The following is a 13,449-nucleotide window of genomic DNA, read 5'->3' as shown; positions in this document are numbered from 1 at the left end:
CTGTTGCCCAGGATGGAAAGGAGGCCGGCATCGCAGCCGATCACCGCCTCAAGAATGGTTGTCGCCGGCCCTAATCCTCGCCACGTTTGAATCGAGATTTTCCCAAGCCGGCTCGGCTGGGGCGAAGCGTGCCCGGATGTAGCGGAGAAGATCCGCGACCTGGATATCGGAAAAGCTGCCGGCGAAACCCGGCATCGCTCCGAGGTCGGGGTGGGCCGGCGTCGCAATGCCATCGAGGACGACGTGGATCAGATTGTCCGGGCGGGCGCTGTGCACGCTGGTATTGAGGGCAAGGAGTGGCCTGGCGCCGAAGAGGGCAGGGCCGTTCGGTTCGTGGCAGGTCGCGCAGGCTCCCGCATAGATCCGCTCGCCCGCTGCCGTCGCTTCGGGCGAAATGCCGGCCGTCCGGACCAGCAGGGTCCCGGCGAGCGACTCGGCTTGCGGTTGCGGCAACGACGAGGTCTGGAGCGACGCGAGATAGGTCGCCATGGCGCGCCGATCGCTGTCCGGCACGACCCGGAGTTCCGCCACGACGGCAGTCATCGGGCCGGCCGCAACACCGTGCAGGGGCGCGTGTCCCGTCGACAGGTAGGAGTAGAATTCTGCTTCGGTCCATGGGACGGGGGATTTTGAGAGGTTCGTCAGGGCCGGCGCTTCCCAGCCGTCGACGACAGCACCGGCGAGATGGGCCTCGCCACCTTGTTCGGCACCCAGGGCATTGCGGGGAGAATGGCAGGCGGAGCAATGGCCGAGCCCCTCGACCAGCTCCCGGCCCCGGTTCCAGGCCTCGGATCGAGACGGATCGGGCGCAAGGGTGCCACTCCGCAGGAAAAGCGTGTTCCAGGCCGCCAGCAAGGGCCGCAGGTTGAACGGGAAGTGGAGGCGCGTCCGCGGTGGGACATGGGCCAAGGCGGGTTGCGCCATCAGATAGGCATAGAGCGATTGCAGGTCGGCATCGCTCGATCGCGTGAAGGCGGTATAGGGATGGGCCGGGTAAAGGTGGTGACCGTCGCGGCTCAACCCCTCACGCATCGCGCGCTCGAAGGCCGGATAGGACCACGCGCCGATTCCGGCGAAGGGATCGGGCGTGATATTTGTCGCATAGACCGTACCGAAGGGTGTCGCGAGAGCGTGGCCCCCCGCCAACGCCGTGCCGTCTGGCCCGAGATGGCAGCCGAAGCAGTTTCCAAGGGCCGCGACGGCTCGCCCGCGTGCCAAAGTAGCGGCCGCGTAGACCGAAGGGTCGGGGCGCGTGATCGGCGCGATCATGCCGCGACCCGGCAGCATCGCCATCGCGACCCCGAGCCCACCAGCCATCGCGGCGCCCACAAGACCGAACCAGCGACGCCAGGGTTTTTGCGACCGGGGGACGGTGGCGACCGGCGAGAAATCGCCTGAAGATATTTTTGCGGGCGGCGGCAGGGGATTGAGTGCAGCGAGGATCCGGTCCGGCGTGAAGGGCGGCTCGCGGAAGCGCACGCCGGTCGCGTCGAAGATCGCATTGGCGATGGCCGCGGCGCTCGGCACGGAGGCCGACTCGCCGACGCCGAGCGGGGGCTCATCCGGGCGCGGCACCATCACGACGTCGATGGCTGGCACTTCGGGGAAGGTCAGGATCGGGTAGCCGCCCCATTCGCGGCTCGTCACGCCGGTCCGGTCGAACGTCACCTGCTCCTTCAGCACACGGCTCGTCGACTGAATGACATTGCCGTGGATCTGGTGCTCGACGCCGGCCGGATTGATCATCAGTCCGGAATCCTGCCCGACCACGACGCGGCTCAGCACCACGTCGCCGGTGGTGCGGTTGACCGACACATCGGCCACCCAGGCCGACCACGCCGCAGCGGTGCCCGGGAATGTGCCATGCACGTAGACCGCATAGGCGAAGCCGCGCCCGTGCAGCACGTCGCCGTCGGGCGGCAGGCTCTGCGGCCCCGTTCGCGGCACCCAACCGGCCTTCTCGGCCACTGTCTTGATGAGATCGATCGCCCGCGTGTCGTCGAGGTGGCGCAGCCGGTAGGCCACCGGGTCGACCCCGGCCGCGGTCGCCAACTCGTCGACGAAGGATTCATGCGCAAAGGAATTGGGCATCGCCGACACGCCGCGCAGCCAGGAGGCACGGACGATCGGGGCCATGTCATGCACGACCACCCGGCGCTTCGGATAGAGGTAGGGCGGAATGGCGGTACGGTCGCCCATCTGCAGCACATTCGGCACGGCGGGGATCGTGCCTGTCAGCAAGAGCGCCAGCGTGGGCGCGGCATTCGACGGATATCGCGTCGCGAAATCATAGGCGACGGGCCGGCCCTCTGCATCGAGCCCACCACCGACATCCATGACCTGGGCCGCGCCCTTCGGCTCCCAAGCGTGCTCCTGTTCACGCGAGAGCTGGACGCGAACCGGACGACCGACGGCGCGCGACAGCAGCGCCGCATCCGCACCCACATCGTCGGCGCAATTGCGGCCGTAGCATCCCGCCGCCTCGTGCCGGACGATCGCAATCCGCTCCTCGGGCAGATCGAGCAGACGGGCCAAGTCTGTCACCAGCATGCGTGGGTTCTGGGTGCCCGACCACACCGTGAGGCCATCCTGTCGGAAGTCCGCGACCGAACAGGAGGGGCCGATCGAGCCATGCATCTGGTAGGGCCAGACATAAGTCCGCCGCATCGGCTGGGCCGCTGCCGCGATCGCCTCGGCGGAGCCGCCTTCGTCGAGGAGAACACGGGGGCGGGACGAAGCTGCCCGGAGCGTCTGCTCGGGCCGGTCGAGATCGGAGAGACCCGGCCAAGTCTTCCATTCGAGCCGCAGCTTCGCGGCGGCTTCAACCGCCTGCTCCTCGCGCTCCGCCACCACGCCAACGAAATCGCGGATGACCACGACGGCGATCAGGCCCGGCACATGGGCGATGGAGGTCCTGTCCACCGCAACGAGGCTGTTACCGACGAATTCGCCCGCGTCGAGCCCGGCATAGGGTGGCCGCACGACGCGGCCATGCAGCATGCCGGGAAGGCGGACGTCATGCACATAGGTGAATTGGCCGGTGGCCTTGGCCGGAATGTCGATCCGGGGCTGGCGCTGCCCGACGACGCGATAGTGCGCTGTGGCCTTCAAGGGCACCGTCGGGTCGAGCGCGAGGCGGATGTGGCCGTCGCGCAGGAGTTCGGCATAGCTGACGCTCGCGTTGCCGCCGTCCCGGCGGCGGGCGACCCCGTTTTCCACATCGAGTTCATCGATCCGCACATCGAGACGCTCGGCGGCCAGCGAGATTAGGTGCCGTCGCGCTTGAGCGGCCGCTTGGCGAAGCGGAATGGCCGTCACCTGGATGGTTTCGGAGGCGATTGTGGCGCCCTGGTTCGGCGCCTTGTCGGACTCGCCGAGCACGATGCGGACATGCTCGAAAGCGACATCCAGTTCTTCCGCCACGATCTGCCCGAGCGCGGTCCCGATGCCGGTCCCGAGATCGACGTGACCGTTGTAGCCGGTGACGAATCCGTCGCGGTCGACGACCAGGAAGACCTCGACCTCGTCATCCGGCTGCTGCGGCCCGGCTGCCGCCGGCTCTTCCTGGATCGGGCCGCCGCCATGTGGTGGCAGGTAGATGAGAAGGACGCCGTCCCGCGTCAGCGCATCCCGGGCATGAAGCATGGCGGGGCCGCTCAAGCGGCCCGATCCCGGCGGACGAGGGTCGCGGCGCGATGGGCGGCCCGCAGGATCTCGACATGGGCACCACAGCGGCAGAGATTGCCACGCAGTTCGGCGCGGATTTCGGTATCGTTCGGGGAGGGGTTACGGTTGAGGAGTGCCGTAACCGTCATGATCATCCCATTGAGGCAGTAGCCGCATTGCGCGGCCTGGGCGTCGATGAAGGCCTGCTGCACCGGATGCAGCGCCTCCGGGGTGCCCAGTCCTTCGAGCGTCGTCACCGAACGCCCCGCCATGATCCCGAGCGGAATGACGCAGGATCGTGCCGCGATCCCATCGACCAGCACCGTGCAGGCGCCGCATTCTCCAAGCCCACAGCCGTATTTGGGGCCGTTCAGCTGAAGATCGTTCCGCAGAACATAGAGAAGCGGCACGTCAGGCTGCACATCGAGAGCGTGAGATGTTCCATTCACGGTGAGGTGGATCATGCAGCCAGCGATACCGCGCGGAATCGTTTGTGTACGAACATGTTCAGGGCGATCGACTCAAAGGTCAATCGACGAGATTTCATTTCTTTCGATGGCGGGGCAACCGCCGAACCTCTCCGGCCGGAACGCCGCCCGCGGCATGCATCACGTTGGAAAGGCGATCTGTTCGCGCGCCAAAGCCCGCTGCACCGCGGGCCGCTTTCCCATGGCCCGCGCCTGTGCGGTCCATGCCGGACAGAACTCCGCCATGGGAAGCTGGAGCGCCGGGCCCTGTCCCCAGAGCCAGAAGACGAACAGGTAGGCATCGACCACCGTATATCGCTCGCCAAGCACCCAAGGGCCCGCCCCGACCTGCCGCTCGATGGCGCGCCACAGGTCGCGGGAGGCGTCCAGCCCTTTGGCGCGCACGTCCGCCAAGGCGGCTTCCGATGTCGCGTAACGCTCCGCACGGCGGACATGCGCATAGGCGACATGCACCGTGGAGGCGATCCAGGCGAGCCACTCCATGGCCTTGGCCTGTGCCCGCAGATCTTCGGGCCAGAGCCCTGCGTCCGGATAAGACCGGGCGATGAACTGAAGAAGGGCCGGATTTTCGGTCAGCACCCAATCCCCGATGGCCAGGGCCGGAACGCGCGCCTTGGGATTGATGCGGAGATAAGGCGGTTCCCTGTGGACGCCCGTCTTGGTGTCGACAAGAACGGGCTCGAAGGGTTCGCCGGTCTCTTCGAGCGCGATATGGGGCGCCAACGAACAGGCACCGGGCGAGTAGAACAGCTTCGGGGAAATCACGTCGACCTTCCTTCGTGGGGGACCGCTGCGGCGAACTCACGCCAGCGACCCGAGCGGCTTTTGACATACTGCCGCAGGTGTCGAGCGGTGCGAAAGGCTCATTTGAGCGTAGGGCCGGAGGTGCCTTGACAGCGTTCTAATCTGGAGCGCAAACTCGTTTGTACACGAACGATCTTTCGCGTGGTGCTCGCGGGAATGATCGGGCTCTCCGGCGAAGCGGGGATCAGACAGCCATGACGCTGCTGCAGGACGATGCTACGGCCGCAGGCGACAAGATCCGCTGCGATGCCTGCCCGGTGATGTGCTACATCAAGCCGGGCGCGCGCGGCGCTTGCGATCGCTACGCCAACGATGCGGGCGCGCTGGTACGCGTCGACCCACACATCATCCTTGAGCAGGCACTCGAGAACGGCGACCTCGTCGTGCCGTTCGGTTCGGGCACCCTCGATTGGGACGGCAATATTCTTCGGGAGCCGCAGACCTTCGTCACCGCCATCGGGGCCGGCACGACCTATCCGGACTACAAGCCCGCGCCCTTCATCGTGGCCTCGGAGATCGACGGCGTGGACATGGTCACTGTGGTGACCGAAGGCATCTTCTCCTATTGCGGCGTGAAGGTGAAGATCGACACGGACCGGCACCTCGGCCCCGAATGCGCGGCCGTGCGGGTCGACGGCGAGCCGGTTGGCCACGTCACCACCGGCGAATACGGCTCGCAGATGCTGTCGCTCGGCGGGGTGCACCACTTGACGGGCGGCTCCAAGAAGGAAGGCCGCGTCACCTGCGACGCGCTGTTGACGCTGTGCAACGGCGGCGCCGTCGAACTCACGGTCGATGGCGGCGCGACCGTGCTGGTGCAGGCGGGGCGACCGCCCATCGTGAATGGCGCGATTGAGGAGCGCATGCGCGTCGGCTGCGGGTCGGCCACGATCGGCATGTTCGCCAAGCAATGGCATGATCGTGTCGACGAGGTGGTGGTGGTCGACGACCATATCACCGGCGTCCTGTCCGAGCATCAGGCCGGCAAACTTCTGGGCATCCGCGATACCGGACTGAAGATGAAGGGGCGGCGCTCGACGCCGGGACGCTATTTTCAGGTCGCCGAGCCCGGCACGGGCTGGGGAGGCACCAACGTGGCCGATCCGCTGCAGATCCTGGGGCCGTTCGACCCCAAGGTCGCGCGGCCCGGCCTGACGCTGCTGATGGTATCGACCACCGGCGAACACGCCGGCTACTACGTGCTCGACGAGGCGTTGCGCCCGGTGGAGCAGAGCATGCCGGAGGACCTTCGAAGGTCGGTTTCGCTGATCCAGGAAAACTGCGAGCCGGCACTCTGCACCGTCTTGTTCATGGGCGGCGCCGGGGGGTCGCTCCGGGCGGGCGTCACCGAGAACCCGGTGCGGCTGACGCGTTCAGTCAAGGATGCGCTGACAATCGTCACCTGCGGCGGTGCGCCGACCTACGTGTGGCCGGGCGGGGGCATCACCTTCATGGTCGATGTCTCGCGCGTGCCGCCCAACGGCTTCGGCTACGTGCCGACGCCGGCACTGGTCGCGCCGATCGAATTCACGCTGCGCATGTCGGATTATGAGAAGCTCGGCGGCCACATGGATCAGGTGCGGCCGCTTTCGGAGTTTCGCGCGCCGAGCGAACATCGGCGGCAGGTGCCGCACCGGGCCGACAATCCTTGGCCTTTGCTCGCCGACGCCGCAAAGGCGCTGCACCGGTGAGCGCCGGGCCGCAGATCAGGCTTCTGCCCGATGGTCGGCGGCTGCACCTGCGGCACGGTCCGATCGACCTCGTGATCGGTGCGTCCGGATCGGATGCATCGGTCGAGATGGCTTATCGCTCTGCCGCCGCGCGTTTTCATACCGTCCTCGATGAACTTTGCGGCGAACTCGATCGTCTTCGCGCACCGGCGCGGCTCGACGATGCGGCAATGACGGGTCTCGTGGCGGGCCGCATGCAGGCCGCGGTGACGCCTTTTGCGACGCTGCATTTCATCACCCCCATGGCGGCCGTGGCCGGTGCGGTGGCGGAAGAAATCCTTGGTGCCATGACGGGGGCGGCCGACCTCACCCGAGCCTTCGTGAACAATGGCGGGGATATCGCGCTGCATCTCGCGCCGGGGGCACGGTTTCGGGTCGGCATGATCGATCGAGACGATCGGCCGAGCCTTGTCGGCCATATCGATCTCACGGGCGAAGATCGGGTGCTTGGCATTGCGACGAGCGGCTGGCGGGGCCGCAGCTTTTCGCTCGGCATCGCCGATGCCGTCACGGTCCTGGCCCGCACGGCCGCCGCGGCCGATGCGGCGGCGACCATCATCGCCAATGCGGTCGACCTGCCCGGCCATCGGGCGGTTCGACGCGCGCCAGCCTCGACGATCCAGTTGGACAATGACCTCGGTGATCGCCTGGTGACCCGTTCCGTGGGGCCACTTTCCAGCGTCGAAATCGACACCGCCCTGCAGGCCGGTGTCGCGCGGACGCGGGCGTTGATCGAGCAGGATCTCATCTGCGGCGCTGCTTTGCACCTTCAGGGCGTCACGGAGTCGGTTGGTTTCCGTCCTCTGCCCCCCATGCGCCGGACCATTTCGGTGCGGCAGGAGAATCTCGTTTATGCCTGAGGTCGTGATCCGAAAGCGGTGTCTCACGGTGGAGGAAATCTTCCATGAGGGCGGTCCGGTCGCCGCGAAGCCGCTCAAGCGCGGCGCGGTGCTCGCCGTGATCCGCAACCCCTTCGCGGGCCGGTATGTCGAGGAGATCGTCGGTTTCATGGACGACCTAAAGCCGCTCGGGCTCGCCATGGCGCGCGATCTTGCGGCGGCGCTCGGTGGCCCGGCCGCGATCGAAGGCTACGGCAAGGGCGCGATCGTGGGGCAGGCGGGTGAAGTGGAACATGGTGCGCTGTGGCATGCGCCCGGCGGCTATGCGATGCGCGAGATCCTGGGCGACGCTAAGGCGATCGTTCCTTCCACCAAGAAGGTGGGTGGACCGGGGACACGCCTTGACGTGCCGGTGACCCACATCAACGCCTCCTACGTGCGCAGCCATTTCGATGCCATGGAGGTCGGCATCGCCGACGGGCCGCGGGCCGACGAAATCCTGCTCGCACTGGTGATGACGACGGGGGCCCGCATCCACAATCGTGCCGGTGGCCTGAAGGCGAGCGACATCAAGGGAGAGGATGGGTTGCGATGAGCGCTAAGATCCGCAAGATCGTCACCTTTGTCGAGGAGGTCCACAGCGAGATGGGGCGCTCTATCAGCCCGCCGACGCGCCGTGCGGCCGCCGTCGCCGTCATCGCCAACCCGTTTGCTGGGAACTATGTCGAGGATCTCTCGGGCCTCGTCATGATCGGTGAGGAACTCGGGGCGCTGCTGACCGAGCGTGCGGTCGCGGCACTGGGGATCCCGGGCGCCAAGGCCGAAAGTTATGGCAAGGCGGCCTGCGTCGGGGAGGATGGCGAACTCGAACACGCGGCGGCCGTTCTGCATCCAAAAATGGGCGCGCCAGTCCGCAAGACCCTCGGCAAGGGCGCGGCGCTCATCCCATCGTCCAAGAAACGCGGCGGTCCTGGCACGGTTCTTGATGTGCCACTCGGGCACAAGGATGCGGCCTTCGTGCGCAGCCATTTTGACGGTATGGAAGTGCGGATCAACGATGCGCCACGGGCCGGCGAGATCATGGTGGCGATCGCCGTCACGGACAGTGGCCGCCCCCTGGCCCGCGTCGGCGGCCTCACGGTGGCGGAGATCAAGGGCGAGGACGGATTGCGGTAGTGGTCGCAGGCCCGCTTTATCTTCGCGTCCGCCTTCGAATCGGTGAAGTCAGGGCCTTGACCTCGCGACGTGGCAGCGGCCCGGGTGCGACGGTGAGATCAATCAGCAAGGGGATCGGATGAAACGTGTTCTCATCGCCGCTCTTTTGGGAGGCACCTTCTTCGGCAGCGGTCTTGCGCCGACCCGCGCCGACGACATCAAGATCGGCGAGATTAACTCCTATTCGGCGCTGCCCGGCTTCACAGAACCGTACCGCAAGGGCTGGCAACTCGCCGTCGAGGAGATCAACGCGGCGGGCGGCATCAATGGCAAGACACTGGTCGTCGTGTCCAAAGACGATGCCGGCAAGCCGGCCGAGGCGGTGACGGCCGCCAACGAGCTCGTATCGAGTGAAGGCGTCGCCATGCTGGCGGGTGGGTTCTTCTCGAACATCGGTTTGGCGCTCGCGGATTTCGCCAAGCAGAAGAAGGTCTTCTACTTTGCCGGCGAGCCCTTGACCGACGCGATGGTGTGGGCGCACGGCAACCATTACACCTTCCGGCTGCGCCCCTCGAATTACATGCAGGCCGCGATGCTGGCTGAGGAAGCCGCCAAGCTGCCCGCCAAACGTTGGGCAACGATCGCGCCCAATTACGAATACGGCCAATCGGCCGTCGCGGTGTTCAAGAATCTTTTATCGGCGAAACGGCCCGACATCGAGTGGGTCGGCGAGCAATGGCCGACGCAGGGCAAGATCGACGCCGGCCCGGTGGTGGCCGCCATCGCGGCCACGCAACCCGACGCGATTCTCAATGTCGAGTTTGGCCCCGACCTCGTGAAACTCGTTCGCGAGGGCAACACGCGCGGGCTTTTCAAAGACCGGGCCGTGGTGAGTTTCCTGACCGGCGAGCCCGAATATCTCGAACCCCTGAAGGATGAAGCACCGCAGGGATGGATCGTCACCGGTTACCCCTGGTATGGCATTCACACGCCCGCGCATGACGCCTTCCTCAAGGCCTATGAGGCCAAGTACAATGATCATCCGCGTCTCGGTTCCGTCGTGGGCTATACGCTGATCAAGGCGGCGGCCGAGGTGCTGCGCAAGGCAGGCTCGACCGACACCGACAAACTCGTCGGCGCCGCCGAAGGCCTGTCCTTCCCGACGCCATTCGGAAACGCGACACTTCGGGCGATCGACCATCAGGCGACGCTCGGGGCCTTCGTGGGCAAGACGGCCGTGCAGGACGGCAAGGGCGTCATGGTCGATTTCGCTTATCGCGACGGCGCCAAATATCTGCCGCCGGATAGCGAGGTGAAGACGTTCCGTCCGGCCGAGTAGGTCCGTCCTTCTTCATTGCCCTTCCGCGAGGCGCACGCTTGGCTCTTTACCTCGCCCAGTTCCTGACCGGTCTTGCAGGCGCAGCCTCGCTGTTCCTCGTCGCGTCGGGCCTGTCGATCATTTTCGGCGTCACCCGCGTCGTGAATTTCGCGCATGGCGCCTTCTACATGGTTGGCGCCTATGTGGCCTATACGTTGACCGAGCGCTTCGAAGGAGCGATCGGCTTCTGGGGCGGTATCGTGCTTTCGGTGCTGGTGGTGGCGGCGCTGGGAGGGCTTGTCGAGATTCTCCTGCTGCGGCGGATCTATCATGCGCCGGATCTCTTCCAGCTGCTCGCTACCTTCGGTCTCACCTTGATGGCCGAGGATCTCGTGGTGATCATCTGGGGACCGGAGGATCTCGTTGGGCCACGGGCGCCGGGGCTCAAGGGTGCCGTCGAAGTGCTGGGCCAGGCGGTACCCAGCTACGATCTCGTTTTGATCGCGCTCGGTCCACTCGTGCTCGGCGCCCTGTGGCTGCTGTTCCACCGTACTCGTTTCGGCATTCTGGTGCGGGCCGCGACCCAGGACCGCGACATGGTGGCGGCGCTCGGGGTCAACCAGAAATGGCTGTTCACGGCCGTCTTTTGCCTCGGCGTCGGGCTCGCGGCGCTCGGCGGCGCCCTCCAGATCCCGCGTGACGCCGTCAATCACGCGATGGATCTGACCGTCATCGTAGAGGCCTTCGTGGTCGTGGTGATCGGCGGCCTGGGGAGCGTCGGCGGCGCCTTTCTGGCGTCCCTCCTGGTGGCGGAACTCAACGCCTTCGGGATTCTGGTGCTGCCGGGCGTTTCGCTCGTGCTGGTCTTCGTGGTGATGGCCGTCGTCCTGGTGCTGCGCCCCAATGGTCTCCTGGGCCGGGCCGAAGCCCCGGCGCGAGGGACAGGGCAGATGAGCTCGCGGCCCTGGCGGCCGCTCGATGCCAAAGCACAATTTATCGCCCTGGTGGCCGTGGCGGTTGCGGCTCTGCTCCCGCTGTGGCTCGGCCCCTACGGGCTCGCGGTCGGGGCCGAAATGCTGATCTTCGCGCTCTTCGCCATGAGCTTGCAGTTCTTGATGTCGACAGGTGGACTGGCCTCCTTCGGCCATGCCGCCTATTTCGGGCTCGGCGCCTACGGGGCGGCGCTCGCCGTGAAGAGTCTCGGCTGGCCGATGATCCCGGCGCTCGGCTGTGGTGTCATGCTCGGGCTGGCAGGGGCGGCTTTGTTCGGCTGGTTTTGCGTCCGTCTGGCCGGCGTGTATTTCGCCATGCTTACACTCGCCTTCGCCCAGATCGCCTGGTCCGCCGCCTTTCAGTGGACCGCCGTGACAGGGGGCGACAATGGTCTTCTGGGAAGCTGGCCCGACGCTTGGGCGGCGAGCCCGCGCGCGTTCTACTGGCTGTCGCTTGCGGTCGCAGTTGGTGGCATCGGGGCGCTGCGGATCCTCACCTTCTCGCCCTTCGGCTACGGGCTGCGGGCGGTGCGGGACTCGAGCCTTCGCGCCGAAGCGATCGGCATCGGTCGGCGCCACACCCAGTGGGTCTGCTTCATCGTGGCTGGCGGCTTCGCGGCGCTGGCCGGGGGGCTTTTCGCTTTCCTGAAGGGCAGTGTCTTCCCCGATGCGCTCGGGATTCCGACGTCGGTCGATGGTCTCGTCATGGTGCTGCTGGGCGGTGTGGGCACCGTGTCGGGCAGTGTCTTGGGCGCCGTCGTGTACAAGGCGCTGTCGGTCTGGTTGATCAGCCAGACCGACTATTCGAAGCTGGTGCTCGGTGCCGCGATCGTCGGCCTGGTGGTTCTCTTTCCGAGCGGTATCGGTGGCTTCTTCTCAGCATGGGCCGGTCGGCGGAGGGTCTCGACCCGAGCGACGGCTGCCGCGCCCGTCGAGGCCGCGGAATGAACCAGAGCCTTCTTCGCGTCGAAAGCCTTGCCAAGTCCTACCACGGCGTGCCCGCCGTCCGTGGGGTCTCGTTCACGCTCGAACGCGGCGAGATCCTGGCCTTGATCGGGCCCAACGGCGCCGGCAAGTCGACCTGTTTCAACATGCTGAACGGTCAAATCCGCCCGAATGCCGGCACCATCCTGTTCGAAGGCCAGGATGTCACCGCTTCCTCGCCGCGCTCCATGTGGCGGCGTGGAGTCGGACGCACGTTCCAGATCACTGCCACCTTCACGTCGATGACGGTTCGTGAGAACCTGCAGACGGCCCTGCTGTCGCATGCCGGTCAGCTGTCCCGCCCATTCGGAAAGGCGAACCGGGCGTTCGAGGTCGAGGCGGATGCGCTACTCGACCGCGTGGGTCTGCGGGGGCAGGCGGACCGCTCCTGTGGAGAGCTTGCCTATGGCGATCTCAAACGCCTCGAATTGGCTGTCGCCCTCACCAACTCGCCCTCGCTCTTGCTCATGGATGAGCCCACGGCCGGCATGGCCCCCAAGGAGCGCGCCGACTTGATGCGAGCCACGGCAGCCATCGCGCGGGAGCGCAATGTGGGCATCCTGTTCACGGAACACGACATGGACATCGTGTTCGAACACGCCGATCGCGTCATGGTGCTGAATCGCGGCGAATTGATCGCAATGGGCGCCCCCGATGTCGTTCGCCAGGACCGCCAAGTGCGGGCCATCTATCTCGGCGAGGGTCTCGTACACGGCGACCTGGCGGCCGCGCAGGTGCGTCATTGACGCTGCGTGTCTCGAACCTTTGCGGATGGTACGGCCAGGCCCAAATCCTCTTCGAAGTGGCGCTCGACGTCGGGCCCGGCTCGGTCGTGGCGCTGCTCGGCCGCAACGGGGCCGGCAAGACGACGACCTTCCGGTCGATCGCCGGGCTCGTGCCGCGCCGGGAAGGCGTCGTCGTCTTCGGTGACCAGGATGTGTCCCGTCTGCCGACCTACGAGATTGTCCGGCGCGGCCTCGCCTTCGTGCCGGAAGACCGCCGCATCTTCACCGACCTGACGGTCGAGGAAAACCTGGAGGTCGGCCGTCAGCCGCCCCGCCTTGGCGTCCCGCATTGGACCCCGGAGCGTCTCTATGAGCTATTCCCCAACCTCGCCGCAATGCGCCGCCGCCTCGGCGGCCGGATGAGCGGCGGCGAACAGCAGATGCTGACAATTGCGCGCTCGCTGATGGGCAACCCGCGCTTGGTGCTGCTCGACGAGCCCTCGGAAGGGCTCGCGCCCAAGATCGTCGAAGACATGGCGCATGCGATCGTCGCCATGAAGCGCGAGGGACTGAGCATTCTCCTGTCCGAGCAAAACCTGCATTTCGCCCGGCTGATTAGCGACGCCGCCGTGGTGATCGAGAGCGGCCACGTGCGCTTTGCCGGCCCGATGGCGGAGTTGGTCTCTCATCCGGATGTCTATGAAGCCTATCTGGCGGTGTGATACGTGTGGGGTAGCCCACCTCACGG

The 13,449-nt window shown here is 66.4% G+C and carries 11 protein-coding genes; 8 read left to right on the top strand and 3 right to left on the bottom strand.

Annotation, left to right across the window (positions count from 1 at the left end; translation table 11 throughout):
- Positions 1 to 48: 48 nt before the first annotated feature.
- From M8523_RS04195 to M8523_RS04185, 3 genes are all read right to left on the bottom strand, one after another.
- Positions 49 to 3,645 carry a molybdopterin cofactor-binding domain-containing protein gene (locus M8523_RS04195; RefSeq protein ID WP_428349879.1) on the bottom strand — a complete coding sequence of 1,199 codons (3,597 nt, stop codon included), beginning with the start codon at positions 3,643 to 3,645 and terminating at the stop codon, positions 49 to 51.
- Between the two features lie 11 nt (positions 3,646 to 3,656).
- Positions 3,657 to 4,130: a (2Fe-2S)-binding protein gene (locus M8523_RS04190; protein ID WP_282583582.1), complete on the bottom strand. Its 474-nt coding sequence runs from the start codon at positions 4,128 to 4,130 to the stop codon at positions 3,657 to 3,659.
- A gap of 144 nt (positions 4,131 to 4,274) precedes the next feature.
- Positions 4,275 to 4,919: a glutathione S-transferase family protein gene (locus tag M8523_RS04185; RefSeq protein ID WP_282583581.1), complete on the bottom strand. Its 645-nt coding sequence runs from the start codon at positions 4,917 to 4,919 to the stop codon at positions 4,275 to 4,277.
- Positions 4,920 to 5,152: 233 nt separating this feature from the next.
- On the opposite strand from M8523_RS04185, the gene M8523_RS04180 reads away from it, so the two are divergent.
- From M8523_RS04180 to M8523_RS04145, 8 genes are all read left to right on the top strand, one after another.
- Positions 5,153 to 6,649 (top strand): 6-hydroxynicotinate reductase, encoded by a 1,497-nt coding sequence (locus tag M8523_RS04180; protein ID WP_282583580.1) that lies wholly within the window; start codon positions 5,153 to 5,155, stop codon positions 6,647 to 6,649.
- On the top strand, positions 6,646 to 7,548 hold the full coding sequence (locus tag M8523_RS04175; protein ID WP_282583579.1) for a UPF0280 family protein: 903 nt from the start codon (positions 6,646 to 6,648) through the stop codon (positions 7,546 to 7,548). The genes M8523_RS04180 and M8523_RS04175 overlap by 4 nt, the downstream gene beginning before the upstream one ends.
- Entirely contained in the window at positions 7,541 to 8,122 is a 582-nt protein-coding gene (locus tag M8523_RS04170; RefSeq protein WP_282583578.1) for an amino acid synthesis family protein, read from the top strand. The genes M8523_RS04175 and M8523_RS04170 overlap by 8 nt, the downstream gene beginning before the upstream one ends.
- Positions 8,119 to 8,703 carry an amino acid synthesis family protein gene (locus M8523_RS04165; RefSeq protein ID WP_282583577.1) on the top strand — a complete coding sequence of 195 codons (585 nt, stop codon included), beginning with the start codon at positions 8,119 to 8,121 and terminating at the stop codon, positions 8,701 to 8,703. The genes M8523_RS04170 and M8523_RS04165 overlap by 4 nt, the downstream gene beginning before the upstream one ends.
- A gap of 118 nt (positions 8,704 to 8,821) precedes the next feature.
- Positions 8,822 to 10,021, top strand: a complete 1,200-nt coding sequence (locus M8523_RS04160) for an ABC transporter substrate-binding protein (RefSeq protein WP_282583576.1) — start codon at positions 8,822 to 8,824, stop codon at positions 10,019 to 10,021.
- 38 nt (positions 10,022 to 10,059) lie between these two features.
- The gene (locus M8523_RS04155; protein ID WP_282583575.1) at positions 10,060 to 11,940 is read left to right on the top strand and encodes an ABC transporter permease; all 1,881 of its coding nucleotides are present in this window, start codon (positions 10,060 to 10,062) and stop codon (positions 11,938 to 11,940) included.
- Positions 11,937 to 12,722, top strand: coding sequence for an ABC transporter ATP-binding protein (locus M8523_RS04150; protein WP_282583574.1), 786 nt, complete (start codon positions 11,937 to 11,939; stop codon positions 12,720 to 12,722). Before M8523_RS04155 ends, M8523_RS04150 begins: the two co-directional genes overlap by 4 nt.
- Complete coding sequence (locus M8523_RS04145; protein ID WP_282583573.1) at positions 12,719 to 13,423, top strand: ABC transporter ATP-binding protein; 705 nt, start codon at positions 12,719 to 12,721, stop codon at positions 13,421 to 13,423. Before M8523_RS04150 ends, M8523_RS04145 begins: the two co-directional genes overlap by 4 nt.
- Positions 13,424 to 13,449 lie beyond the last annotated feature (26 nt).

The sequence above is a fragment of the Lichenifustis flavocetrariae genome (assembly GCF_026130545.1).
GTDB classification, from domain to species: Bacteria; Pseudomonadota; Alphaproteobacteria; order Rhizobiales; family Beijerinckiaceae; genus Lichenihabitans; species Lichenihabitans flavocetrariae.
The sequence above is the reverse complement of the archived record's forward strand: the minus strand, read 5'-3'. Positions and strand labels throughout refer to the sequence as shown.

Bases quoted from the DNA above. Each gene is read 5' to 3' on its own strand.
- M8523_RS04180 (WP_282583580.1), top strand. From the start codon at position 5,153: ATGACGCTGCTGCAGGACGATGCTACGGCCGCAGGCGACAAGATCCGC.
- M8523_RS04190 (WP_282583582.1), bottom strand. From the start codon at position 4,130: ATGATCCACCTCACCGTGAATGGAACATCTCACGCTCTCGATGTGCAG.
- M8523_RS04150 (WP_282583574.1), top strand. From the start codon at position 11,937: ATGAACCAGAGCCTTCTTCGCGTCGAAAGCCTTGCCAAGTCCTACCAC.
- M8523_RS04160 (WP_282583576.1), top strand. From the start codon at position 8,822: ATGAAACGTGTTCTCATCGCCGCTCTTTTGGGAGGCACCTTCTTCGGC.
- M8523_RS04170 (WP_282583578.1), top strand. From the start codon at position 7,541: ATGCCTGAGGTCGTGATCCGAAAGCGGTGTCTCACGGTGGAGGAAATC.
- M8523_RS04195 (WP_428349879.1), bottom strand. From the start codon at position 3,645: ATGCTTCATGCCCGGGATGCGCTGACGCGGGACGGCGTCCTTCTCATC.
- M8523_RS04165 (WP_282583577.1), top strand. From the start codon at position 8,119: ATGAGCGCTAAGATCCGCAAGATCGTCACCTTTGTCGAGGAGGTCCAC.